This is a genomic window from Achromobacter xylosoxidans (assembly GCF_001457475.1).
GTDB lineage: Bacteria > Pseudomonadota > Gammaproteobacteria > Burkholderiales > Burkholderiaceae_B > Achromobacter > Achromobacter xylosoxidans.
Window position 1 is genome coordinate 6244366 of record NZ_LN831029.1, and the last position, 23257, is coordinate 6267622.

Consider the following 23257-nt stretch of genomic DNA (forward strand, 5'->3'; position numbering starts at 1 on the left):
CGCCCGCCTTCGAAGGCGCGGCGCAAGGGCCGGCGATCGGTCCTCAGGCAGTCGGGCGGAACGCCCGCGTGAAGAAATCGGCGCCCCCGAAATTGCCCGACTTCAAAGCGATGCTGATGCGCGCCTGCACCGCCTGCGCGTACCCGGCGCACCACGGCACCCCGGGATCGATCTGCTCGCCGATGGCCAGTTGCGCCAGGCCCAGCGCCCGCACCACCGCGCCCGAGGTCTCGCCGCCCGCCACGATCAGCTGCCGCACCCCGAGCCGCGCCAGGCCCGCCGCGATCCGCGCGATCGCGTCCTCGACCAGGGCGCCGGCGCGAGCCGCGCCCAGGCTGGCCTGCGCCGCCTGCACCGCGTCGGGCCGGGCGGTCGAATAGATCAGGATGGGGCCGTCGGGCAAGCGCGGCGCGGCCCAGGCCAGCGCCTGCGCCACGACGTCATCGCCCGCGTCGATACGCAGCGGGTCCAGCGCCAGCGCGGGCCGGCCGGTCGCGATGAACGCGGCCACCTGCCCCTGGGTGGCGGTCGAGCAGCTGCCCGCCACCACGGCCTGCGCGCCCGCTGCGCGCGGCAGCCCGGCGGCGGCGCCCGGCGCCAGCCCCAAATTGCCAGGCAGGCCGATGGCCACGCCCGATCCCCCGGTCACCAGCGGCATACCCTTGGCCGCCGAGCCCAGCGCCAGCAGGTCGTCGTTGGAGATGGCATCGACGATGGCGATCTCCACCCCCGCCTGCCGCAGTTCGTCGATGCGATCATGAATCGCGCGGGCGCCACGCGCCACCACCGCGTAGTCGATCAGGCCGACCTTGCGCCGCGTCTGCGCCGCCAGCACGCGCACCAGGTTCGCGTCGGTCATCGGCGTCAAGGGATGATCCCGCATGCCCGATTCGTTCAACGGCACGTCGCCGGCGAACAGATAGCCCTTGAACACCGTGCGCTGGTTGTCGGGAAAGGCCGGCGTGGCAATGGTGAAATCCGTATCCAGCGCCGTCATCAGCGCATCGGCGACCGGACCGATATTGCCCGCGGGCGTGCTGTCGAAGGTCGAGCAGTACTTGAAATAGATCTGCCCGGCGCCCTGCGCCCGCAGCCAGGCGAGCGCCGCCAGCGATTGCGCCACCGCTTCGGCGGCCGGCAGCGTGCGGGTCTTGAGCGCCACCACCACCGCGTCCGCCGGCGTCTCGAGCGGTCCGGCCGGCACGCCGATGGCCTGCACGGTGCGCATGCCGGCGCGCACCAGGTTGTTGGCCAAGTCGGTGGCGCCAGTGAAGTCGTCGGCGATGCAGCCCAGTTTGATCGTCATGCGGACTCCGGCAAAGTGATTCCGGGGAAGATCTTGATGACCGCGCTGTCGTCTTCGCGCCCGTGCCCGGCGGCCGACGCCTGCATGAACATCTGGTGCGCGGTGGACGCCAGCGGCAAGGGAAAGCTGCTGTGGCGCGCCGTGTCCAGCACCAGCCCCAGGTCCTTCACGAAGATGTCCACCGCCGACAGTGGCGTGTAGTCGCCCGCCAGCACGTGCGCCATGCGGTTCTCGAACATCCAGCTGTTGCCGGCGCTGTGGGTGATGACCTCGTACAAGGCATCGGCGTCGACGCCTTCGCGCAGACCCAGCGCCATGGCCTCGGCCGCAACGGCAATGTGCACGCCGGCCAGCAGCTGGTTGATGATCTTGACCTTGCTGCCCGCCCCGGCGCGCTCGCCCAGCCGGTAGACCTTGCCCGCCATCGACTCCAGCACGTTGCCGCAGGCGGCATAGGCGGCTACGGTGCCGGCGGTCATCATGGTCATCTGGCCGGCCGCGGCCTTGGCCGCGCCGCCCGAGATCGGCGCATCCAGGTAGTGGATGCCCAACGCCGCCAGGCGCGCCTCCAGCCCGCTAGACCAGGCCGGGTCCACCGTCGAGCACATCACGAATACGCTGCCGGGCCGCATGGCCGCCGCGATGCCGCCCTCGCCGAACAGCACGCTCTCGGTCTGCTGCGCGTTCACCACCACGCTGACCACCACCTCGCAGGCGACGGCCATGTCGGCCAGCGTCGCGCAGGCCACGCCGCCTTCTTCGGCGAACGCCGCCGCGACGCCCGGCCGGATATCGTAGGCATGCACCCGGCAACCGGCGCGGCGCAGGCTCTGCGCGATGCCCGCCCCCATCGCGCCCAGGCCGATCACGCCGACCGGGCGCATTTCGTTGACTGCGCTCATGCCTGCCCCCGCAAGTCGTCGCCGATGTAGGCGCGGATGATCTCGGCGAAATCGCTGTCGCCCTCCAGCCCCAGGCGCGCCGCCCGCGCCGTGTCCCAGCGGCCCGGCCAGCTGCCGACGATGGCCTGCACCCGCGCATCCGCCTGCCAGCGGATGCGGTCGGCCACCGTGTCGCCCGCGATCTCGCGCAAGGCCCGCACCATCTCGGCCGCCGTCACCGAGACGCCCGGCAGGTTGATCGGCCGGCGATCCGCCACCGCCCCGGCGTCCAGTTCGCAACCGGCGATCAAGGCCTGCACCGCCCGGCGCGGCGACAGCAGCCACAGGCGCGTGTCGGCGGCCACCGGGCATGCCGCCGGCTCGCCATTGAGCGGCTCGCGGATGATGCCGCTGGCGAACGACGAGGCCGCCGCGTTGGGCCGGCCCGGCCGCACACTGATGGTGGGCAGGCGCAGCGCGCGGCCGTCGACGAAGCCGCGGCGCGTGTAGTCCGCCAGCAGCAGCTCGGCGATGGCCTTCTGCGTGCCATAGGAGGATTGCGGATTGAGCGCGGTGTCGTCACGCACCGTTTCCGGCAGGGCGCCGCCGTAGACCGCGACCGAGCTGGTGAACACCACGCGCGGCCGATGGCCTTGCCGACGGCAGGCCTCCAGCAAGGCGCGCGAGGCATCCAGGTTGATGCGCATGCCCAGGTCGAAATCGGCCTCGGCCTGGCCGCTGACGATGGCGGCCAGGTGGAAGATCACCGCGGTATCGGCGCCGATCAGGGATCGCAGGCAATCGGGATCGGCGACGTCGCCCTCGACCGAACGCACGCGCGTGTCGTTGATGGCGTCGGTCCGGGTCACGTCGAGCAAGTCGATCTGGGAGATCGGCACGCGCTCGCCACCCAGGGCCAATCGCCCCTGTTCCAACAGCTTGCGCGCCAGGCGCTGGCCCAGAAAGCCGGCGCCGCCGGTAATCAGTATCTTCATCGCTCGCCTCCCGCGAGATAGGGTTTGGCCCAGCCGAGCCCCGCCGTCGTGTCGCCCTTGGGCCGGTATTCGCAGCCGATCCAGCCCGCGTAGCCCAGCGTGTCGACCAGCGCCAGCAGGTACGGGTAGTTCAGTTCGCCCAGGTCGGGCTCGTGGCGGTCCGGCACGCCGGCGATCTGGATATGGCCAATGCCCGCCATGTCGCGCCGCAGCTTCACCGCCAGGTCGCCCTCGACGATCTGGCAGTGGTAGCAATCGAACTGCACCCGCAGGTTGTCGGCGCCAACCTCGGCGCGGATGGCCTGGGCCTCGTCCTGGCGCGTCAGGAAATAGCCGGGCATGTCGCGCGGATTGATCGGCTCGATCACGATGGTCACGCCAGCGCTGGCGGCCGCGCGCGCGGCGCTTTCCAGGTTGCGCAGGTAGGCCTGGCGATGCGCGGCGCGCTCCTGCCCGGCCGGGACCCGTCCCGCCATCACGTGCAGGCTGCGGTTGCCCAGCGCCGCGGCATACTCCAGCGCCCGGTCCAGGCCCCGGCGAAACTCGTCCTCGCGCCCCGGCAGCGCGGCGATACCGCGCTCGCCGGCCGCCCAGTCGCCCGGCGGCGCGTTGAACAGCGCCTGCGTCAGGCCGTGCGCCTGCAGCCGCGTCCGGATCTCGGCGGCCGGATGGTCATAGGGAAACAGGAACTCCACGCCCTGGAAACCATCGCGCGCGGCGGCGGCGAAGCGCTCCAGGAACGGGTGTTCCGCATACATCATGCTCAGGTTCGCGGCCTGGCGCGGCATGTCGGCTCCTTCAGGTCGTGGCGGGCGCCGTCGGCCCGCGCGATGCGCGGATCAGTAGCGCGCCCCGAACACGGCGCGTAATTCCTCGATCGCCGTCTCGGACAGGGGCGCGGGCCGGGGCTCGGACATCAGCCACAGGCGCGCGGTCTCTTCCAGTTCCTCCAGCGCATGGGATGCGTGTGACACCGACCGCTCCCACACCACGGGCCCCAGGCGCTCGAACAGCACCCCCCGAACCTGCGCCGCCAGCGCCGCCACCCGCGCGGCCGCGACCGGATCGCCCGGCCGCCGATAGGGGATCAGCGGAATGCGGCCCACCTTCATCACCTGGTAGGGCGTGATCGGCGGCAACACCTCGTCCTGGCGCCAGACGCCGGCCAGCGTCAGCGCCACCAGGTGCGTCGAATGCGTATGCACGACGCCGCGCGCGGCGGGATCGGCCTGGTAGATGCCCCGGTGCAGCGCCAGGGTCTTGGAAGGCTTGCCGCCCGAAACCGGATTACCGGCCAGGTCCACCTTGGCCAGCCCGGCCGGATCGAGCCGACCCAGGCAGGCGTCGGTGGGCGTGATCAGCCAGCCGTCATCCAGGCGCGCACTGATGTTGCCGGCCGCGCCGACGGTGTAGCCGCGTTGGTAGAGACTGGCCCCGACGGTGCAAATCTCCTCGCGGATACGGGTTTCCAGGCTCATGGCGCGCCCCGCGCAGGGCGGTGACGGACAGCGGAATAGTCTTGCGGCATGCGCGCCTCCCTCGGCATAGTCATATGGTCATCATACAAATTTTGCCGAAAAAGCCGGTAGCGGGATTACCCGGTAGCGCGAGCCTTGCCTCGTCCGTCGCCTCCTCGTCCGTCCGCCCGTTAGCGAGCGACGGCCCTCACAGCGAATAGCGGTAGTCGCAATTCAAGGTCGCCTTGAGCGGATTGCCCGCTCCCGAGGCGGTCGGGCCGCCCGGCCGCGGCCCGGTCAGCCTGGCCTGGAAGGTGCCGGCCACATCCCCGTTGGCAACCTTCCTGACCGCGACGGTGCCCGGCAAGGCGTACAGCGTCAGCGGCCAGGCGTCGTCGGAGGCGACAAGGGTGAAGACGCCGAGCGGAAAATCCGCCACCACGTAGGCCGGGGCATCGCCCGAGTCGAAGCCCTGCGTCGCGTTTCCATAGGTCAGCGTCAGGTTGAGTTCCTCCGACGACGGCGACGGAATGGCGCCGCGCAGCGCCACCTTGCCGCTTTCCGAAACGCACGACAGCTCGGCCGGCGCAGAGCCGGCGTGGGCCGCGCCGGCCAGCAGCAGGCAGGACAGAAACCAGGGGGCGGACAGCTTCATGTGACGGGATTCCTTGCGGCGGCCGGACGCGGCCGGGGGGCGATCATCGAGCCGCCATATTAGCGGCCAAATGCCCGCCAGCCCACCGGCGGCAGGCAATGCCAGCGTTCGCATACAAGTCGTAATACGCATCGCCGTCGATGAGGCTAGGATGCCGTCATCGATCCGCCGCTTCCCGGAGCCCGCCCATGACCGTTGTCCGATCCCTCGCCTGCGCCGCGCTGCTGCTGGCGGCCGCCTCATCCCACGCCGAAAGCGTGGCCCTGCGGGCCGACAAAGCCACCGCCGGCGTCGACCCGCAAACCTCGATGCGCTATGTCGACGTGGTGCTGCATCCCGACAGCCGCCAGGCCCTGGCGGACTTCACCCGCGACCGCGTCGGCAAGCGCATCCAGCTGCGCTCGAACGGCGTGCTGCTGTCCTCGGCCACGCTGCAAAGCCCGCTCGAAGGCGACAGCTTCCGCATCGTCGCGGGCGAGCATGGCTTCGCCGGCAAGTCCGCCGACGAGATCGCCAAGGGCATCATGCATGGCGGCGGCCTCACGGTGGATGACGAAGGCTCGACCCCGGGCGACATCGGCACCCGGCCCAGCAAGCGGTCCGCCCCGGCCGGGGGCAACTGAACCACCGACCGCGTGCCTCCGGCGGGCGTCAGCGCCCCGCCGCCGCGTCGACGAAGGCCGCCAGATCGCGGTTGAACCGCTCGGCCTCTTCCACGAACGGCGCGTGTCCCGACGCCGCATATACCGAGCCGCGCACGCGCGGATTCAACTGCCTGGCGCGTTCCAGCGACGGCTCGGCGCGCACCAGCGCATCGCGCGCGCCATAGATCAGCCATAGCGGCTTGCGCATCGCGCCCAGGCCCTGGCGGGCCGCGATCGTCATCCGCGGCACCGCGGCCTGCATCCCGGGCGACGCCAGGGCGGCGTTGGCCAGCAGCCGCTCGAACGTGGCCGTGTCCGGCTGCGTCTCGAAACACAGCGCCAGGAAGGCGCGTTCGGCGTCCAGGTGCCTCTTCAGGTCGGTCGACGCCATGCCGCGATACACCTCGGGATGCGGCGCGATCTGGCTGGCGTCCAGTTCGATCACGCCGCCCACGTAGACCGCGCCGGCGACATCGCCGTCGCCGTACGCGGCCAGGTAGTTGGTCGTCACGGCGGCGCCCAGCGACCAGCCCACCAGCACCGGCTGGCGCGCGCCCGACGCGGCGATCACGGCCGCCAGGTCATCGGCCCAGCGCCGGCCATCGGTGTAGGCCTGCGGCGCGATCGGTTTGCCCGACTGGCCGTGGCCGCGCAGGTCGTAGGCGATCAGGCGATAGCGCTGCAACAGGGGGCTGGACAACTGCGCCTCCCAGCTGAGGCGGCTGCCCAGCAGGCCGTGGACGAAGACGATGGCGGGGCCGGCCGGATCGCCGGACTCCTGGATGGCAAGCGTCACGCCATCCGGCGCGACGGCGGTGTACTGGCGATCATCGGCCAATGCCGCGGCGCTCGCCGACAGCAGGGCGATCATCGCCAGCAGGCGACGGAATTGACGGAACAAAGGCTGGCCGGGCATGGGGCTGACTCCTGGATGGCAAAAGGGGAATCGCAGTCTCGACCCTCACACCGGTGTTAGAGTCAAGCGCCCGGCTCGTGAAACTTCGCCATGACACTCCCGCCCGCCGCCAAGCCGATGTCGATCGGCGCCCTTGCCCGCGCCACCGGCGCCAGCCTGCGCTCGATTCGCCATTACGACGCGCACGGCCTGCTGGCCTCCTCGCGCGCCGACAACGGCTATCGCCACTTTGCCCCCGCCGCGGTCAGCCAGGTGCGGCAGATCCAGCGCCTGATCGCAACCGGTTTCAGTCTCGCCGAGATCCAGGGCTTTCCCGATTGCATGCGCATGATCGAGGGCGCGGCCGCCTGCCCGCAAACCTCCGAAGTGCAACGCCAGCGCCTGGCCTCGGTCGAACGGCAGATCGCCGACCTCGAACGTCGCCGCGCCCGCCTGCGCCAGATGCTGGCCGAGGGCGCCGCAACCTCCCGCGAATAGCCGCGAGCAGGACGGTCACGGGCGCAGCCGTGGTTCCTGCTGCACGCACTCCACCAGGAAATCCATCACCGCCTTGACCGACGGCGACCGGCGCAAATCCGGAAACACCGCCAGCCACAGATCGCGGGACGGCGCCTCGCCCGCCACCGCCAGCCGTTGCAGCATGGCGTCGCTGTCGCCAACGATCGTGGGCAGCACCACGGCGCCCAGCCCTGACCGCGCGGCCATTTGCTGCGCCGCCAGGTCGCTGGCGGCAAAGACCACCGGCCGGTGGCGGCGGACCTGATGCAGCCAGGCCTGTTGCGGCAGGGCGTCGCCGCTCGTGTCATACGCGATGAAGCGCCACTGCTCGGCGGGCTGTTCCGCGTATCCGGCGCCGCCATACAGCGCGAATCGCACCACGCCGATTTTCCTGCGCACCAGCGCATCCTCTTCCGGGCGCACGGTACGCAGGGCGATGTCGGCCTCGCCGCGGTCCAGCGCCACCAGCGACAGCGACGGCAGCAGGACCACGTTCAGCTTCGGATGCCGCTCGCGCAGCGCGGCGATCCGCGGCGCGATGCAGTGGCTGGCCAGCGACGGCGGCGCGCTGACGCGGACCGTGCCGGCGACCTCGATCGAGGCAATGCGCGACAACTGTTCGACTCCCGTGGCGATCTCGTTCATGGCGCCGGCCAGCCGCGCCAGCGCGCGTCCGTCCTCGGTCAGCGGACGGCTGCGCGGCAGCCGGTCCACCAGCCGCAGGCCCAGGGATTTTTCCAGCGCGTCGATGCGGCGCCCCACGGTGGCATGCTCGACCCGCAGTTCACGGGCGGCCGCCGACAACGATTGGGTACGCGCCAAGACGGTGAAGTAATACAGGTCCTGCCAGTCGAACATCGGATTGTCCACTCACGCCGGGGATGATCGTGCGGGAGAAAACTCCCGGGTCCTGATGCCGCTTTTACCATGCGCCGGCGCGGCGCCGAGCCGGTCCCGGCTTCCATGGCCTTCTAGGGTTCAAGCGCGACCTGCAGCGCGCGCTCCAGCGACACCCGCAGCATCTCGCCGTGGCCGAACTGCGCAAACGCCTCGTAGCGGGCATCCGCGCCGCCTTCGCGCAGGCCTTCCACCATCGCGCGCACGGCAGGCTGCAGGTCGATCGGCGTGCCATCCGGCCGCGTCGACGGCGCATTGGGCCGCTGGCGCGCCGGATCGCGCGGCTTGGTGCCCGCCAGCACAAGCACGCGCTTGCCGGCCGCGCGCCGCGCGTCGAAGCGCCGCCACTCCTGCAACAGGGCGCCATCAGCCCACCAGGCCGACGGGTCGCCCGTGATGTAGCGCGCGAACGTGTCCGGCCGCGTGAACAGCACGTGCAGCGCGAACAGGCCGCCATAGGAATGCCCCCACAGGTATTCGCGTCTGTCGTCGACCGCGGCGCGGCCGCGCACCAGCGGCTTGACCCGTTCGCGCAAGAGGGCCAGGAACTCGTCCGCGCCGCCTCCCTCGCGGCCCAGCACCACCGGATTCGGCTGGCGCGCGCCCTGCTCGAACACGGGCGGCGTGTAGTCATAGGCACGCGCCACCACGTCATTGCGCGTCGGCACGTCGTAGCCCACGGCCACCAGCACCGGCGCCCCGCCCGCGCCCAACCGCAGCAGGTCGGCATCGGTCAACGTGGCCAGCGCCGCGTTGCCGTCGAGCATGTACAACACCGCGCTGCCGCCGGCGGGCGCGGCCTGGCGCGGCACGGCGATCTGGATGCGGTAGTGGCGCTTGCCATCGGCCGAATCGAGCCGATGCGTTTCAAAGCGATAGACCGTCGACGGCCGGTCCGCCACGGTCTCGCCGACAAGCTGCGCGCCGCGCGCGACCGGCGCGCCCGCATCGTTCGGCGTCGGAGCCTGCGCCTGCGCACCGGCGCTCCAGAGAACGCCGCTGAACAAGGCGGCTTGGCAAAGGCGGAACAGGATACGGGAGGACATCGGCTTCTCGGGATTGCGCGTGCCGCAGGGCGCCAGCCCGTCGGCGGAATGGAACACGGTTCGGCACGCCGCAACGGCGGCGCCTGCCGCAGCATAGCCCAAACCGGAATGGGACTTAATCCTGCTTGTCGACCAACACCCGCCGCGATTGCACGCGGCCGCCGCGCATTGGCGCGTCCGTTCCGGCAATTTCCTCACGCCCCCGGTGAATTCCTGGGGAATTCCCAGACCGATTCACGCCTTCTACGATGGCCGCCATCGATCGATGCCACGGCGCGCCGTCCCTCCCTCAACAAGGAATCCTTCGCAGTGAAAGCCATCCTGATAGAACGCTACGGCGGCCCCGAAGTCCTGCAGATGCGCGCGGACCATCCCATGCCCGATGCCGCGCCCGGCCACGTGGTGGCGCGGGTCGCCTACGCCGGCATCAACTTCATGGACGTGCACACCCGCCAGGGCAAGTATGCGGCCTCCGCCACCTATCCCGTCCGCCTGCCCTGCACCCTCGGCATGGAAGGCGCCGGCGAGATCGTCGCGGTCGGCGCCGGCGTCACGCACCTGGCGCCCGGCGACCGCGTCGCCTGGTGCATCGCCTGGGGCAGCTACGCCGAGTACGCCAGCGTGCCGGCGGCCAAGGTCGCCAGGATCCCCGACGCCATCCCATTCGACCTGGCCGCCGCCGCGATCTTCCAGGGCGCCACCGCGCACTACCTGATCGAGGACATCGCCCGGCTGGGCCCGGGCAGCACCTGCCTGATCCACGCGGCTTCCGGCAGCATCGGCCAATTGCTGGTGCAGATGGCCGCGCGGCGCGGCGCCACCGTGTTCGCCACCGCCAGCAGCGCGCAAAAGTGCGCCGTCGCCAGCGCGCGCGGCGCCCACCACGCCCTGCCCTACGACGACGGCCGCTTCGCCGACCGCATCCGCGAGGCCACCGGCGGCGCGGGCGTGGACGTGGTGTTCGACGCGGTCGGCAAGGCTACCCTGCGCGACAGCTTGCGCGCCTGCCGCGCGCGCGGCCTGGTCATCAACTACGGCAATGTCTCGGGCTCGGTCACCGACCTGGATCCGATCGAACTGGGCGAGGCCGGTTCGCTGTTCCTGACGCGGCCGCGGCTGGCCGACCACATGCGGGACGGCGTCACCGTGCAGCGCCGCGCCGACGCCGTGTTCGGCGCGCTGCTCGAAGGGTCGCTGGACATCGCCATCGAGGGCCGCTACGAAATGGAAGACGTGCAGTGCATCCATGCGCGGCTGGAAGCGCGCGAACAGATCGGCAAGTCGGTCATGCGCATCGGCGCCGCGCCGAACGCATAACCTTTGGTTATGGTCGCACCCGCACCACTCATTTGAACCTGTCGCCCGTCACGCCCACACTCTCACCGTCCAGCGCCAGGCCGTCCGATGCGGCCCGGCGGCCTGGACATTGGACCGCTGGGAATCCACGCCTGCAACGCCCACAAGGCGGGATCACAACAATAGGCCGACAACCGCCGGACGCGCCGCGCGTCACGGCCTGGCCACGGATTGGATAGGGACGGAGAAGACATGACCTCATTGGCACAAACGGCGGCGGCGCCACGCCCGCCCGCCGGCGGCTCGTTTCACCCACGCCGGCGCAATGCCGCCATCGCGGTATTCCTGGTCGGGCTGGCCATCGCGCTCTACACCCACTACGCGCTGCCAGGCCAGACCAGCCTGTGGGGCCTGACGCCCGTGCTGGTGTTCGCCATCATCGCGCTGCTGGGCGTGGACATCGTGCTGTCCACCATCGCCGCCATCGTGCTCGGCGCCATCATGACGGGCACCACGCCCATCGCCATGAGCAAACTGCTGGCGGAATCACTGGGGTCGTTCATCGCGGTGGTCGGCCTGATCATCGTGCTCGGCGCCGGCGTGGGCGAAGTCGCCTCGCGCACCGGCGCCGCGGAACAGATGGTGCGCGCCATCGTGCGCCGCATCGGCCTGTCGAACCAGGTGCGCGTGCGCCTGGGCATCATGGTGACCTCGACCCTGATCTGCGGCGCGCTCGGCACCCTGGCCGGCGGCAACGCCATCATCGCGGCGGTGGTGATCCCCATCGCGGCGGCGGTGCGCCTGTCGCCGCCCGCGGTGGCCGCGCTGTTCCAGACCGCCGGCTCGGCCGGACTGGTGCTGGGGCCCTTCACGCCCAACGTGGTCACCGTGACCGGCCTGACCGGCTTGAGCTATCCGCAGTACCTGCTGGTGGCGGGCATCCCGATGGCCGTGGCGACGCTGCTGGCCGGCTGGTTCATGTCGGGCCGCATCCAGAAGATGACCGAGGCGACTCATCAATACGAGGAAGCCGGCGCCAGCATGGCCGCCCTCGACCTGGACGCCGCGCCGTCCCCCACGGCCCTGCGCGCGGCGTGGGCGTTCTGCCTGACCATCATCATCATGGCGGCCGCCGGCGTGCTCGCCAAGGCCGGCTACGCCTTCGCCATCATCGTCATGGTGTCGCTGGCGGCCACCACCGGCCTGGCCGGCGGCATGGGTCCGCGCGCGATCCTGCAGGCGATGTATGCGGGCACCGGCAAGCTGATCTGGATCTTCTTCCTGTTCTGGCTGTTCAACCCGGTGCTGGTGCTGGTGGACCAGCTCAACGCCTACCACGCCGTGCTGGAACTGGCGAAGCCGCACCTGGCCGGCATCAGCGGCGCCATGCTGTGCGTCATCGTGCTGTGGTTCAACGTGATCGGCCACATCCCCGGCGCGGCGGTGGCGCAGATGACCTTCACCGCCAAGATCTTCGGCCCGCTGCTGGCGGCCGCCGGCGTCGGCCCCGCGGCCACCACGGCGGTTATCCTGGGCAGTTCGCAGATCGACTGGTTCGGCCCGTTCCCCACCTCGGACATGTTCGGCCAGATGGGCCTGGCGCGCTCGGGCGAGCTCAAATACATGCTCTACAACGGCTGGGCGGTGATCCTGGTGAACCTCTGCCTGTTCTCGTCCCTGTTCTTCTTCCTGGTCTGAGGAGATCGACCATGTTCCCCTTGGGATCGCAACCGCTGGACCGCAACGCCTTGCGCCAGCACGTCGACGCGGCGCTGGCGCCCTTGCTGGCCGCCACGCCCGCGCGGGTCTCGCTGAGCCTGCGCGACCTGGACGGCAACATCGTGCTGGCGCACCACGCCGACCGCGTGCAGCCATCGGCCAGCATCATCAAGGTGCCCATCCTGCTGGCGCTGCTCGAAGCGATGGCCAACGGCCGCTACGCGCTCGAACAGCCGCTGGCCCTGCCCGCTTGCGGCGACCGCGCCGGCGGCACCGGCATCCTGGCCCAACTGCCCAGCGTCGCCAGCCTGTCGCTGGCCGAGCTGGCGCGGTTGATGATCGTGCTCAGCGACAACGTCGCCACCAACGCGCTGATCGATCTGTTGGGCTTTGACGCGATCAACCAATGGAGCCAGCGCGCCGGACTGGCGGCAAGCCGCCTGCAACGCCGCATGATGGACGCCGCCGCGCGCGAAGCCGGCCGCGACAACTTCACCAGCGCCGACGATGCCACCGCCGCGCTCTGCTGGATGCTGCGCGACGGCATGCTGCCGCCGCCCTTGCGGACCTTCGCGCTCGACCTGCTGGCCGACCAGCGCGAGCGCGCCCACTTCGGCGCCGCGCTGCCGGCGCCAGCGCATCTGGCCAGCAAGGCCGGCCAGCTGCCAGGCCTGCGCCATGACGCCGGCATCCTCACCGTGGCGGACCGCAGCGTGGTGCTGGCGGTGCTGGCCGACGGCTTCACCGACTGGCAGACCGCGCAGACGCTCCAGGGCGGCGAAGGCGCCGCCCTGCTGGGGCAGATCGCGCGCGCGGTCGCGCTCGGCCTGAAAGCCCAGGCGCACACACACTGACAAGGAGCCCGCATGTCCATCAGAGTGGCAGCCATCCAGCTCGATAGCCGCCGTGACCGCGATGCCAACCTGGCGGCGCTGGAACATTGGATAACGGCCGCGGCCAACGACGGCGCGAAACTGATCGTCACGCCCGAGTACAGCGATGTGCGCGGCGACACACCAACGCTGCGCGCCGCCGCCAGTCCGATCCCCGGCGCGGTCACGGCGCGCATCGCCGCGCTGGCGCAACGCCACGCTTGCTGGATCCACCTGGGCTCGATGCATGAACGCCTGGCGGACCAGGACCGGCTCGGCAACACCGGCGTCACCTTCGCCCCGGACGGCAGCGTCGCCGCCTCCTACCGCAAGGTCCACCTGTACGACGCGGTGGTCGACGGCATCCCCTACCTCGAATCCGCCGACTTCGCGCCCGGCGCGCACCTGCGGACCGTCGAGGCGGCGGGCCTGACGCTGGGCCTGAGCATCTGCTACGACCTGCGCTTCGCCGAACTCTACCGCGCGCTGCGCGCACGCGGCGCCAACGTGCTGGTGGTGCCCGCGGCCTTCAACCTGCACACCGGGCGCGATCATTGGGAAACCCTGCTGCGCGCCCGCGCCATCGAGAACCAGTGCTACGTGATCGCCGCCGCCCAGATCGGCGGCGACGGCCCGGGCCTGCCCTGCCTGGGCCGCAGCATGATCATCGACCCCTGGGGCACGGTGCTGGCCTGCATGCCGGACCGCACCGGCTACATCCTGGCCGACCTCGACCCGCAGCGCGTGGCCACGCTGCGCGCCGGCCTGCCGGCCTGGGAGCATCGCCGCACCGATCTCTACCCGGGTTGACCCGCGCGGCGGAAAGCGCCAGGGCCGGCATCGTTGCCGGCCTTGCGCGCAACGCGCCAGCCCGACCGCGGCCGCTCAGTAGCGCGCCCTACCCTCGCCCATGCGGGCGCCCATGACCATTTCGGTCACCCAGTTCACCAGTATCGAGGTATAGGCGCGTTGCGCCGGTTTTTCCGTCAGCGCGTGGTCGGCGCCGTCGATGATCCGGTGCGTCAACGAGTGCGATCGGCGAAACGCGGAGCGATAGCTCATGATGGTCGAATGCGGGATATAGCTGTCGTGTTCCGCCTCGACCAACAGCACGTCGCCGGCGAACGCCGTGCACGCCTTCAACGCGCGGTTCTCTTCCGGCGCGACGTAGACGCTGCGATAGGCGCGCAGGGTCTCGCGATCGAGCTGGTTCTTGGGCACCAGCCATTCGTCGTCACGATACAAGGCGGGCACATGCAGCGCCAGCCAACGCACCGGACGCAGCGTACTCAAAAGCGCCGCCAGGTAACCGCCGTAGCTGCTGCCCACCACGGCGATCGAACCGGAGTCCAGCGACGGATGCTGCGCCAGCCGGTCATAGGCCGCCACCACGTCGCGCAGATTGTCCTCGCGCGTCACCTCGCGTTGCCGCGCCTGCGTGGCGGCGTGTCCGCGCAGATCGAAGGTCAGGCAGACGCAACCCAGCGCGGCAATGCCCTTGGCGCGCGACAGGTCGAACTGCTGGCTGCCGCCCCAGCCATGAATGAACAGCACCCCCGGCACCTTGTCTTCCGGGGTAAGGAACGTGGCGTCCAGCGACACGCCATCCACGTCGAGCGCGAGCGGACTGCTATGCGCCGCCATCGGCCGCCTCCAGGATGCCGCCCGACTTGCTGATGGGCCCGACCGCCGCGTCGTGGCCGTGGAACACCAGGCGTTGCGTGATTGGCGCCGGTTCATCGGCGCCATAGCGCTCGCGGGTCGCGGCGCGCACTTCGCGCAGCGCGGGCGAGAGCGCGAAGGCCTGCATGGCGGCCAGTTCCGCGATGCTGGCGCCACCCGCGCGCCACGATTGTTCCAGCACGCCCGCGCGCGGCCGGCCATCGGCACCGAGACCAAACGCCACATCGTAATTGCGCCGTGAGGCGACCAGCGCGGGATAGGCGGCCGATACCGCCGCGTCATACTGGCACGCCAGGTCGATCGCGCGGCGTTCACGGTCGGCGAGATCCAGCCTGCGCAAGGCATCGAAGCCGCCCCGCGCCACGCGCAGTTCCGAGCCGCCGTACACGAGGCAGCCCGCATTGTCGGGCGTCAGCGACTGCGTGCCGACATAGGCGATCTCCATTTTTCCCACCTTGGACCAGCCCACGCTGCAGGTTTCGACTTCGTCCAGGTCTTCCTCGATCACCAGGCCGAGCCGTCCCATCGTCCGCGCGCATTGGCGCTCCAAGGCCTGCCGCAGCGCATCCGCATCCGAGGCGACCTCCTGCCCGCGCCCAGCGGTCGCATCGGCAGGTTTCAACCGCACCGGCCCGCGTTGCAACAGCCGCAGGCCACCGGCCAGCGCGTCTTCCGGGCGGAACGCCGTGTAGCCGGCAAGCACCGCGTCACCCAATGCATCCGCCAGCGAGGCGACCCAACCCGCTGGCGCCGGTGCATCCGGCCGCGCCAGGCCATGGCTGATGGATTTGGTGGCGACGAAGGCATGCGGCACGACGCCACCATAGAGGTCGGCGATGCCCGCGATGCCCAGGATGGCCGCGCGCGCCGCCCCGGCGATGCTGCGGTCGGGCACGTAATACGGAACCGGGCCGCCGCGATGGCGACTGGGCCGGTAATCGCGAACATGGCGCCCGCCCAACAGCGCGGCCAGGCGCGCCGCCAGGGCGTCATGCGACGCCACTTCGTGCTCGGACGCCCGGGCGCGGCGAGGATAAGCGACCACGAGCGGGCCTTCTGCGAGAGAAAACGAGTTCATGGGCGCCACGCCAGCAAACGGCGTGCCCACGCAAAAAAGCCGGCAACGCTTGCGCGGTACCGGCTTTCAGCTAAAGGCGTCGGGAAACACCTTCAAGAATTCGACCACAGATAAGTGGTCGGGGCGAGAGGATTCGAACCTCCGACTCCTGCGTCCCGAACGCAGTGGTCTTCGAGGCCCGAACAAGATCGCCGAACTTTTGAATCGATACGTCTTCGGCTCCGCCCTGGCCCGATTCCAGGACGAAGTCCCGCAAGCGCTCTAAGCGCTTACGGTCAAACGGTCCCGCAAATATGCGAAAAAGTCGATTCATGTCAATATGTTATCATCATTTGCCAGATATTTGCGAATGTCGGTCGTACGTGACCCCCTCCCTTAACGCTTCCTGGGCGTAACGGCCGGCCACTGACATGGACCATACTCTCGCAACAGCTCCATACCCCTCCGCCCTCCCAGCGTCCGCCCGTCCGCCGATCGATGGCGTGAGTGAAACTGGACACACCGATGACGACAGTGGCGTCGACGAGAATCCGACATACGAGACCGTGATGCAGGCCTACCAGGCCTCGGGCAAGGACACGGAGAGATTCAGGTATAGCCGGCTGCAGCTTGACCGCTTCTTCAAGGGCCGCGCACTTCGCAGTCTGCGCCGTGCGACCGTCCAACGCTACATCACGCTCCGCCAAGCCGCTGGGGTAAGCCCGGCGACCATCAACCGCGAGCTGGATGACCTCAGCGCCGCGATCAACTGGTACAACTTCCTACACGAGCTCAACCTGCCCAACGCTCTGGTGGGCATGTCTCTGCCAGTTCCAGAAGGTAGGACACGCTGGATAACGAGGGGTGAAGCCCAGCGAATGATCTCGGTAGCCGAGGCCATGGCAGTGCGACCACACCTTCCGTCGTTTATCCAGTTGGCATTGCACACCGGGTGCCGCCGAAACGAATTGCTTAAACTCCGCCTGCAACGCGTTAGGACCGAGGAAGGTCTCATAACGCTTGAAAGCGAGGATACCAAGACCAAAAAGCATCGGATCATCCCGTTGAACGCGCCGGCGCTTGAGGCTCTCAATAAAATGGCCGCGTGGCGCGCGGAGCACTGCCCCACGTCGCCTTGGGTCTTCCCCTCTCCGCGGGACCACACGAAGCCCCTGAGCACCATTCAGAAGGGCTTCCGATCCCTCTGCACCAAAGCCAACATCGACGACTTCAGGATCCACGACCTTCGGCACACTTGCGCCTCTTGGTTGGTTATGGCTGGCGTGCCGCTGCTGGTCGTTCGAGACCTCCTTGGCCACTCCTCGATCGAGATGACCGAGCGATATGCACACCTGGCACCGAACCAGGTCTACGATGCCATGCGTCGACTTGAAGAGGCCTGGCATCGGAGCAGCGGGCCCATCGTCAATGCGTAACGCCGCCGCGAAGCTCTTCATTCTCGGGACTTGGCGCCAGCCCCACATGAATCGAAAACGGCAACGGACGGCCAGTGGCTGCAAGCGTGAGCAGTAGGTCAATCTGCTGCGCATCCTGGTCGTCCAGCACTTCCATCAGTTGCACGCAGCGCTGCACAATGTGCATTCGGCGCTGGAGCTTGCGATGCATCGCGTTCGCGACTTGGATGGTCCGCCGTGCTTCATCGGCATCGGCCGATAGAATCCTATCCAACTGCTCCCATTCGTGCTTGCGTAGAGGAATACGATCGGGCCGCTTTCGAACAGCGCCGATAGTTTTGCTTTGATCGAATGCTTCCTCAGGCGTCAGCGAGCTGCCCACAGCAAGCAGGCCCATCGCGATCGCGAATAGCCCCGATCGGTGCTGATTCCCCAACGCCATGGTCCGGCCGGGCCGACCGCTCTCTCTCTTCTCGCGAATGCGAAGGTCCACGAAACGCCCACCTGGCTGGCCCTCCAAGCACAAAAACACCTGACCCACGGCAACGCGCATAATCTCTTTCATTCGTTCATCCTGACCGCCACGAGGCGTGCATTTTTTGTCTTACAAATATTTCTTGAAGTACTTGGCCATGACCCACACGAGACCCGCTCCTCCGACAGCTACGGGAAAGAAGAACATGGCCAGAGACATTGGCGCGGGCACGATTAGCCATACGACAGCCACCATTGGAACGATGCCGCGATTGAGCAGACGCTTGGCGCGCGTATGACGCGTTGCTGATTCATGGCCACCGCATTCGCGCCGGACGTAGCGTGCAACAAGGCCATCAATTAGCGCGACAGCAAGAAGCAGAGCGAGGGCTGGCAACGCACTAAAGAGCAGCATGAGTCGCACGCCCAACAACTCCACGGCATGCATAGTCACCAATATGAGTTCTCGCCCCTGCCCACGCGTAGATCTTTGCAGAGCCCCTCCCAACAGGCTTGGAGCCGCAGGGTTCGCCTCACTGGACAAGGCGGTGGCCACACCCGGCCAACCGAACACAAGCGCACGCGAGACCCCGGCCACGTCGTTCGCAACCTGCTTATTTGGTGCTTGATCAAGGTAGTACTCGACCAGATCGCCCATGTACCTTGACGGCGCCTGCTCGCTCTGCAGACCTACCGCAACCGCAAGGGATGCCACGACTGAGAGGAACATGACGATGACAAGCCACACCGCAAGGTGAAGGGCAGCATGAATCGGCCAAAAGAATGCACGTACGGCATCCTCTCCCGCGGGTCTTTCTTTAGAAGCCACTTCCTGTCCCCTCCACGGTCACACTCGATACGGCGGCGCCTTCAGGACCGTGCGAGGATCTGCCCTCAAAATCCTGTATGCCTGCGACTCGGCCAGCGTCTGCGGCGTCCGTATACGCCTGGTAGGTCGACCGCATGCTCTTCACTACGTCCACCAAACCGGCCGGCATGAGCGGATCTGCATCTTTGCTCGCCAATGGCAAGCGCAGCTTCACCAACTGCCCCCCTTCGATAAGGGCAAAGGCTTGGCCTTTCGGCAACTGCACCAGGTCCGACGGATCGACCAACGCGACTTCCCGCGGCGAGTACTTGTCCTGCGTTCGCGAAGTGAAATCGGTTACGCCATCATCTGTTCCGTCGCCGGTCGCCGAGTCCAACTGACGCGTGTAAACCTGCACCTTAGGCAATTGATCTGTGAGAATTTCGGCCGTGGCCAGATTTTTCACCCGCATCATCACCAGAGTGTTGAAGTTTCCAAAAATTTGGTCAGCCTTGGCTTTTGAGCCTATCCTGGATTCGACGTCCGACCCCGTCTGCGTGTATGCCGTCACCTGGTAGCCGGCGCCGCCAGCCTTGTTCACCATGGGGATAAACTCGTCGCCGACAAGCTCATTGAACTCGTCCGCGTGGATGCACACGTTTCGCTTCTTTCCTGGTGCAGTCTGTCCGTAACCTGATCCAAACTTGTAGAGGCGCCCAGCCGTCGACGTAAGATCAGCGAACATCGAGTTCCCGACAGCGCCAGCGACCTCGAAGTCACTCAGCGCGTCCAAGCCGACATATACGATGCCCCCCGTGTCGATCACCTTTTGCCAATCGAACACCGTGCGCGGATCCGTAGGATCCGAATAGTCTGGAGATAGCAGCTTCGACACTGGGCCAGTCGTCAGCTTTTCCAGCAGCGGATACAGCGAAGACACGAGTTTCTCGAAGTACGACCGATCATTCGTCAAGACGCTTGCTAGGCCGTCCGCAATTTGATCGTGCCAGCCCTTGTCTCGAATTAGCTTGAGGATCTGCAACGGATACATCGCCCGACCAGTCTTCTGCGCCTGCGCCTGGAGCTGCTTGTCGGGCTCCGACATCTCATCACGCCAGCCGATATGTTCACGGTCAAGCCAGTACTCGAAGTACTTTAGGCAGAGGTCATCGATGTTGACTGCATTCTGGTAGATCACTTCATAGCTAGGCTTCATTCCAAGGGCCACCATGGCACGCGCCATGACGTTGATGTAGCGCCACACGAACTCCCTGAATGCTGCCGCCTGCCCTTCTGAGGGCAACTGTCCGGCAAGCCGGGTTGCCACTTCGGTAATACGGGAGAAGGTCGCAATGGGTGAGTACCTCGACGACGCGTCCGGATACCCCAGGTGGAAGAAGCGGAAGTCCTTCTCTCGCCCGGCACGACATGCCTCCGCGTACATTCGAAGGAGCAGTTCGACGTCACCCTTTGGATCAAAGACGACGACGACGTCGCCGCGTCGGATGTCCTGCGTCACCAGGAGCTCGCATAACCTGGTCTTTCCCACGCGCGTTGTTCCCAGCACCAGCGTATGCCCAACTCGCTCGCCAAGGTTTGACCACATATCCCGTTCATCTGGCTCAACGCCATGAATGGCTGGGTCTCCCCCGACGGGAGGTAGTGGTTTAGCCGGGTTCCACCAAACGTCTCGTCTGAGCTGATTTGCGAGCCATCCGGGGTGCTCGCGCTCCATCCGGCGGGCCCATTGATACAGCTCATTTCTCGCAGTCAGATGTTTGTACTGAGGCAGGCGCGCGATGTATAGGCGCTGCGTATGCTCTTGCGTCCAATAGAAGCCCTTCCCCAGGAACAGCTCTGTAGACGAGCATGGGATCTCGTCCGCCGCGAGCGAGTATGTCGGCAGACGACGCAGGTTGCGCTGGAAGCGAACAAGACGCCTTGCCTGTCGAGCCCTAATAGCCGCGAGCGATAGGAGCCCCGCGCTCAACATCCCTCCTGTTGCAGGAGTGACCAGGAATAGGCCTTGGAAAGTCCAGAGAGCGCCGACAGACGCAAGCGCGGCGATTGAGGAGACAGCTTCATATGGTCGCCGGAACAGATTTTCGTATGGGTGTGCCATTCTCAGGAGCTCGCGCCGGCAGGAGCCGGCTTCAACAATTGATTGGGCGATGGGACAGGTTGAAAGAACCGTTCGGGCCCTGGTACCAAGATGCCGGTTAACTGCTTTCCCCCGGGTCCGCTTACGTTGTAGCGATGCAGAAACGAGCCGGTGGCGCTCTTCTGCGCGTACTCGGATTTCTGAAATTGCTGTTGCAGGACACGCCACGGTTCCTTGGCAGTTCCGCCATCCGAACGCGCTGGCAAGTCAATCCTGGCCTCGAAATTTTCCGCGTAGTCCTTGAAGATCTTTGGGGAGACCAGCAACATGCCTTCCTCGCAGAAATGCACTGCTGCATTCGCCTCGTTGTAAGGCAGAGACCCCGTGCTTACCCCTGCCTGAATCCAAGCCATGAATCGCTCAACGTTTGCTTTACGGGCGGGCATAGCCGGCAGTGCCGCAGGAGCTGGCGCAGCCCTAACGCGCGGAGCCACTGGCGCACTCATCAGTTCGGGTGCTTCAATGTCAACGGGTTGCACCAGGTCTGGAAGAGCACTGTCGATCTCGTCCAGGTAGCCATCGTCCACCTCAAGTGGGACGTCAGCAGCCGAAAGCTGAACATCCTGCACCAACTCAACCGCGATTGGTTCACTCGCGGAAACTGCGAGATGCTCCTCTTGACAGGGGTCTGCACCAGGCGCCATCGAAGTTGCCAGCACTTCGTCACTCCGGGAGCCCTCCTCCGATTGTTGCGCGGCCGGTGGGATCTGTCCGTCCGGCGCTGCATCTGGCTCACGCATAGGGGCGCTCTCCGCGGTCGCCTTCGGCCCTGTACTGCTTACGTTCGCCTTTGCATCAACCACGGTAATTGCACCAGCCGGCAAGGCTGCTGGATACAAAGCCGCATCTTCGAACAACAACGGCAGGGGGAATTTAAGAACTGTGAGGCGTTGGTTCCAAGTACCGATGGCGATCTGTACGGTCCAAATAGCTGCACCAGCCTCGTTGGACATCGCTGCGCCATATTCCTGCCACATATCGAACAGCCGCGAGTTGTCGTCTGGAATGCCGGCCGCACCTGGCCGTCGCTGCTCGGTTTGCGCCAGGTGATCTCGGACGAGCTTCGCAATGGATCCGGAAACGCACCAGAGCGATTCGCCATCACAGAAGCCCACTGCGCCAGCCCGATTCATGGAGACCGCACCTTCGGCCAGTACACGCCGAAGTCCCGCCATAAGGCGCTCGATCAACGGAACCGATCGAGCAGACGCAAAACGCGTTCGTGGGCCATTCGCTAGATTGGTCGCCACGGACTGCTTGTCCGCTCTGCCCACGAGCTCCGCTATCACCCCTTTACGCTGCTCCCCTCCGAGGTACTCGAAGAGCTCATCCATGAGCGGAGGATGCTCCCCGATCCACGCTAACGCCTGGCCGGGGACCAGTGTCCGCAACAGAGGCAGGCCGAGCCGCTCGTGTTTGCGATAGTCTTTCTGCGATGGAAAGTCCACCGTGTACCATTCGCCTCCCTGCTCTCGCATCGTTCCCCCCAGCGGCACCCAAGGCTTGGAGTGTCCTGATGCGTCTTGAAGCTGGACCAACACGTCGGTTATCGGCTTTCCAATATCGTGCAGCAGGCTCGCGACGAGCACGGCATATGTGTATCGAGCCGCGAGGCGCGTCTGCTCCTCGGGCGCCACGCCCATGGGCAGTTTGTATGCATCGCGGAAATGCAGTGCATGCGCTGCGACCTCAAGTAAATGCACCAGCAGACCGCCAGGTTGCGCGTGGTGATGCGATTCGGACGCGGGGAGCAATTGGACAAACTCCGCAAAGGCTTCCAACAAGGGGCGCACGTCCTCGTCGAAGTTCTCCGGCGTGAATCCAATTCGCTGGCGGATCTGCTCCAGTAGAGGCGCCGTACCGGTTACGTCAAACAGTCGATGCGCGGGAAGCACCTCCAAGTGCCGCGCGCTGGGAGCTGCCCGCGGCGTTGGCTTGCGGTCAGGAGGCCCGACGTCTGCGGCTGACGGCCGAGGATTTTTCAGCCACCATAGTGCGCAGGCTGCCGCCCCAGCGCAGGCGAGCAACACAATGTCAGACTGGAAGATCAACACGGTCTGCGTTCTCAAGCTGGACCAAGGCAGCGGCCAGATAGCCCCTTACATAGCTGCGCCACGTATCCGCTCCGACATCCGTGGCGTATACGACAACAAGCTTGCCGCAAGCAGCCTGGAAATCGGTGAAGCGCTCGGCGAGCGGGTCCCACTGGCTGGTTGAATCGATGGTTGCCGCTCGCCAGCCCGTACAAGGCAGATCTACCAGCCACTCGACAAACGAGATAGGGCTGCTAAACGGTTCGCTGCGGCCCTTCAATTCCTGGCAAGCAATGTCGTAGAGTTCGACACCGCCTTCCCCGCCGGTTGCCGTCTGCCAGCCGTCAAAACGGCCAAGCCAGATCAAGGCGACGGCACGTTGCGGCCCACTGCACACTCGACTGAGCTCCCGGTGCATTTCCGCTTTAGCCTTATCTGGCGGCG

23 protein-coding genes and 1 tRNA gene are annotated in these 23257 nt (G+C 67.1%); 7 read left to right on the forward strand and 17 right to left on the reverse strand.

The window, feature by feature from the left end; genetic code table 11:
• Window positions 1-43: 43 nt before the first annotated feature.
• From otnK to AT699_RS28160, 6 genes are all read right to left on the reverse strand, one after another.
• Complete coding sequence (otnK, locus tag AT699_RS28135) at window positions 44-1306, reverse strand: 3-oxo-tetronate kinase (RefSeq protein ID WP_024070617.1); 1263 nt, start codon at window positions 1304-1306, stop codon at window positions 44-46.
• Window positions 1303-2208 carry an L-threonate dehydrogenase gene (gene ltnD / locus AT699_RS28140; protein WP_024070618.1) on the reverse strand — a complete coding sequence of 302 codons (906 nt, stop codon included), beginning with the start codon at window positions 2206-2208 and terminating at the stop codon, window positions 1303-1305. The genes otnK and ltnD overlap by 4 nt, the downstream gene beginning before the upstream one ends.
• On the reverse strand, window positions 2205-3182 hold the full coding sequence (denD, locus tag AT699_RS28145) for a D-erythronate dehydrogenase (protein ID WP_024070619.1): 978 nt from the start codon (window positions 3180-3182) through the stop codon (window positions 2205-2207). The genes ltnD and denD overlap by 4 nt, the downstream gene beginning before the upstream one ends.
• Window positions 3179-3970: a 2-oxo-tetronate isomerase gene (otnI, locus tag AT699_RS28150; protein WP_024070620.1), complete on the reverse strand. Its 792-nt coding sequence runs from the start codon at window positions 3968-3970 to the stop codon at window positions 3179-3181. The genes denD and otnI overlap by 4 nt, the downstream gene beginning before the upstream one ends.
• Window positions 3971-4021: 51 nt before the next feature.
• Window positions 4022-4660 carry a 3-oxo-tetronate 4-phosphate decarboxylase gene (gene otnC / locus AT699_RS28155; protein WP_024070621.1) on the reverse strand — a complete coding sequence of 213 codons (639 nt, stop codon included), beginning with the start codon at window positions 4658-4660 and terminating at the stop codon, window positions 4022-4024.
• A gap of 187 nt (window positions 4661-4847) precedes the next feature.
• Window positions 4848-5294, reverse strand: coding sequence for a hypothetical protein (locus AT699_RS28160; protein ID WP_024070622.1), 447 nt, complete (start codon window positions 5292-5294; stop codon window positions 4848-4850).
• Window positions 5295-5482: 188 nt separating this feature from the next.
• Here AT699_RS28160 and AT699_RS28165 point away from each other — a divergent pair, with 188 nt between their 5' ends.
• Window positions 5483-5917, forward strand: a complete 435-nt coding sequence (locus AT699_RS28165) for a SecDF P1 head subdomain-containing protein (RefSeq protein WP_024070623.1) — start codon at window positions 5483-5485, stop codon at window positions 5915-5917.
• A 28-nt stretch (window positions 5918-5945) separates the two neighbouring features.
• Here AT699_RS28165 and AT699_RS28170 read toward each other — a convergent pair whose 3' ends face one another.
• The gene (locus AT699_RS28170; protein ID WP_024070624.1) at window positions 5946-6854 is read right to left on the reverse strand and encodes an alpha/beta fold hydrolase; all 909 of its coding nucleotides are present in this window, start codon (window positions 6852-6854) and stop codon (window positions 5946-5948) included.
• A gap of 90 nt (window positions 6855-6944) precedes the next feature.
• Between AT699_RS28170 and AT699_RS28175 the strand changes: the two genes are divergently transcribed.
• Window positions 6945-7331, forward strand: a complete 387-nt coding sequence (locus AT699_RS28175) for a MerR family transcriptional regulator (RefSeq protein WP_024070625.1) — start codon at window positions 6945-6947, stop codon at window positions 7329-7331.
• A 15-nt stretch (window positions 7332-7346) separates the two neighbouring features.
• Here AT699_RS28175 and AT699_RS28180 read toward each other — a convergent pair whose 3' ends face one another.
• Together AT699_RS28180 and AT699_RS28185 are read right to left on the reverse strand one after the other, a co-directional pair.
• Complete coding sequence (locus tag AT699_RS28180) at window positions 7347-8210, reverse strand: LysR family transcriptional regulator (protein ID WP_024070626.1); 864 nt, start codon at window positions 8208-8210, stop codon at window positions 7347-7349.
• 113 nt (window positions 8211-8323) lie between these two features.
• Entirely contained in the window at window positions 8324-9352 is a 1029-nt protein-coding gene (locus AT699_RS28185; RefSeq protein WP_024070627.1) for an alpha/beta hydrolase, read from the reverse strand.
• 252 nt (window positions 9353-9604) lie between these two features.
• On the opposite strand from AT699_RS28185, the gene AT699_RS28190 reads away from it, so the two are divergent.
• The 4 genes from AT699_RS28190 to AT699_RS28205 all read left to right on the forward strand — a co-directional run bounded on the left by AT699_RS28190 (window position 9605) and on the right by AT699_RS28205 (window position 13992).
• Window positions 9605-10612, forward strand: coding sequence for a quinone oxidoreductase family protein (locus AT699_RS28190; RefSeq protein ID WP_024070628.1), 1008 nt, complete (start codon window positions 9605-9607; stop codon window positions 10610-10612).
• Between the two features lie 231 nt (window positions 10613-10843).
• A complete protein-coding gene (locus AT699_RS28195) occupies window positions 10844-12289 on the forward strand; it encodes a GntT/GntP/DsdX family permease (protein ID WP_024070629.1) in 1446 nt (481 codons plus the stop codon).
• 11 nt (window positions 12290-12300) lie between these two features.
• Window positions 12301-13164 (forward strand): serine hydrolase, encoded by an 864-nt coding sequence (locus AT699_RS28200; RefSeq protein ID WP_024070630.1) that lies wholly within the window; start codon window positions 12301-12303, stop codon window positions 13162-13164.
• A gap of 12 nt (window positions 13165-13176) precedes the next feature.
• Window positions 13177-13992: a carbon-nitrogen hydrolase family protein gene (locus AT699_RS28205; RefSeq protein ID WP_024070631.1), complete on the forward strand. Its 816-nt coding sequence runs from the start codon at window positions 13177-13179 to the stop codon at window positions 13990-13992.
• A 75-nt stretch (window positions 13993-14067) separates the two neighbouring features.
• Here AT699_RS28205 and AT699_RS28210 read toward each other — a convergent pair whose 3' ends face one another.
• The 3 genes from AT699_RS28210 to AT699_RS28220 all read right to left on the reverse strand — a co-directional run bounded on the left by AT699_RS28210 (window position 14068) and on the right by AT699_RS28220 (window position 16172).
• Window positions 14068-14826, reverse strand: a complete 759-nt coding sequence (locus AT699_RS28210) for an alpha/beta hydrolase family protein (RefSeq protein ID WP_006389963.1) — start codon at window positions 14824-14826, stop codon at window positions 14068-14070.
• Window positions 14813-15943, reverse strand: coding sequence for a DUF3182 family protein (locus AT699_RS28215; RefSeq protein ID WP_054505662.1), 1131 nt, complete (start codon window positions 15941-15943; stop codon window positions 14813-14815). Before AT699_RS28215 ends, AT699_RS28210 begins: the two co-directional genes overlap by 14 nt.
• 115 nt (window positions 15944-16058) lie before the next feature.
• A tRNA-Pro gene (locus AT699_RS28220) sits at window positions 16059-16172 on the reverse strand.
• 181 nt (window positions 16173-16353) lie between these two features.
• Here AT699_RS28220 and AT699_RS28225 point away from each other — a divergent pair.
• Window positions 16354-17358: a tyrosine-type recombinase/integrase gene (locus tag AT699_RS28225; RefSeq protein ID WP_081247811.1), complete on the forward strand. Its 1005-nt coding sequence runs from the start codon at window positions 16354-16356 to the stop codon at window positions 17356-17358.
• Here the strand turns inward: AT699_RS28225 and AT699_RS28230 are convergent.
• From AT699_RS28230 to AT699_RS28250, 5 genes are read right to left on the reverse strand one after another with little or no spacing between them, the layout of a single operon-like run.
• Window positions 17348-17902 carry a hypothetical protein gene (locus tag AT699_RS28230; protein WP_006227465.1) on the reverse strand — a complete coding sequence of 185 codons (555 nt, stop codon included), beginning with the start codon at window positions 17900-17902 and terminating at the stop codon, window positions 17348-17350. The genes AT699_RS28225 and AT699_RS28230 overlap by 11 nt on opposite strands.
• Before the next feature lie 39 nt (window positions 17903-17941).
• A complete protein-coding gene (locus AT699_RS28235; protein WP_006227466.1) occupies window positions 17942-18640 on the reverse strand; it encodes a DUF4400 domain-containing protein in 699 nt (232 codons plus the stop codon).
• Window positions 18630-20741 (reverse strand): type IV conjugative transfer system coupling protein TraD, encoded by a 2112-nt coding sequence (gene traD / locus AT699_RS28240; protein WP_054485458.1) that lies wholly within the window; start codon window positions 20739-20741, stop codon window positions 18630-18632. The genes AT699_RS28235 and traD overlap by 11 nt, the downstream gene beginning before the upstream one ends.
• Window positions 20742-20743: 2 nt before the next feature.
• Window positions 20744-22834 (reverse strand): MobH family relaxase, encoded by a 2091-nt coding sequence (gene mobH / locus AT699_RS28245; protein ID WP_052017799.1) that lies wholly within the window; start codon window positions 22832-22834, stop codon window positions 20744-20746.
• Entirely contained in the window at window positions 22815-23180 is a 366-nt protein-coding gene (locus AT699_RS28250) for a hypothetical protein (RefSeq protein WP_223283293.1), read from the reverse strand. Before AT699_RS28250 ends, mobH begins: the two co-directional genes overlap by 20 nt.
• Window positions 23181-23257: the final 77 nt, after the last annotated feature.

Bases quoted from the DNA above. Each gene is read 5' to 3' on its own strand.
- AT699_RS28215 (WP_054505662.1), bottom strand. From the start codon at position 15,943: ATGAACTCGTTTTCTCTCGCAGAAGGCCCGCTCGTGGTCGCTTATCCT.
- AT699_RS28200 (WP_024070630.1), top strand. From the start codon at position 12,301: ATGTTCCCCTTGGGATCGCAACCGCTGGACCGCAACGCCTTGCGCCAG.
- denD (WP_024070619.1), bottom strand. From the start codon at position 3,182: ATGAAGATACTGATTACCGGCGGCGCCGGCTTTCTGGGCCAGCGCCTG.
- AT699_RS28180 (WP_024070626.1), bottom strand. From the start codon at position 8,210: ATGTTCGACTGGCAGGACCTGTATTACTTCACCGTCTTGGCGCGTACC.
- otnK (WP_024070617.1), bottom strand. From the start codon at position 1,306: ATGACGATCAAACTGGGCTGCATCGCCGACGACTTCACTGGCGCCACC.
- ltnD (WP_024070618.1), bottom strand. From the start codon at position 2,208: ATGAGCGCAGTCAACGAAATGCGCCCGGTCGGCGTGATCGGCCTGGGC.
- AT699_RS28175 (WP_024070625.1), top strand. From the start codon at position 6,945: ATGACACTCCCGCCCGCCGCCAAGCCGATGTCGATCGGCGCCCTTGCC.
- AT699_RS28210 (WP_006389963.1), bottom strand. From the start codon at position 14,826: ATGGCGGCGCATAGCAGTCCGCTCGCGCTCGACGTGGATGGCGTGTCG.
- AT699_RS28230 (WP_006227465.1), bottom strand. From the start codon at position 17,902: ATGAAAGAGATTATGCGCGTTGCCGTGGGTCAGGTGTTTTTGTGCTTG.
- otnI (WP_024070620.1), bottom strand. From the start codon at position 3,970: ATGCCGCGCCAGGCCGCGAACCTGAGCATGATGTATGCGGAACACCCG.
- traD (WP_054485458.1), bottom strand. From the start codon at position 20,741: ATGGCACACCCATACGAAAATCTGTTCCGGCGACCATATGAAGCTGTC.
- AT699_RS28160 (WP_024070622.1), bottom strand. From the start codon at position 5,294: ATGAAGCTGTCCGCCCCCTGGTTTCTGTCCTGCCTGCTGCTGGCCGGC.
- AT699_RS28225 (WP_081247811.1), top strand. From the start codon at position 16,354: ATGGACCATACTCTCGCAACAGCTCCATACCCCTCCGCCCTCCCAGCG.
- AT699_RS28170 (WP_024070624.1), bottom strand. From the start codon at position 6,854: ATGCCCGGCCAGCCTTTGTTCCGTCAATTCCGTCGCCTGCTGGCGATG.
- AT699_RS28205 (WP_024070631.1), top strand. From the start codon at position 13,177: ATGTCCATCAGAGTGGCAGCCATCCAGCTCGATAGCCGCCGTGACCGC.
- AT699_RS28195 (WP_024070629.1), top strand. From the start codon at position 10,844: ATGACCTCATTGGCACAAACGGCGGCGGCGCCACGCCCGCCCGCCGGC.
- AT699_RS28165 (WP_024070623.1), top strand. From the start codon at position 5,483: ATGACCGTTGTCCGATCCCTCGCCTGCGCCGCGCTGCTGCTGGCGGCC.
- otnC (WP_024070621.1), bottom strand. From the start codon at position 4,660: ATGAGCCTGGAAACCCGTATCCGCGAGGAGATTTGCACCGTCGGGGCC.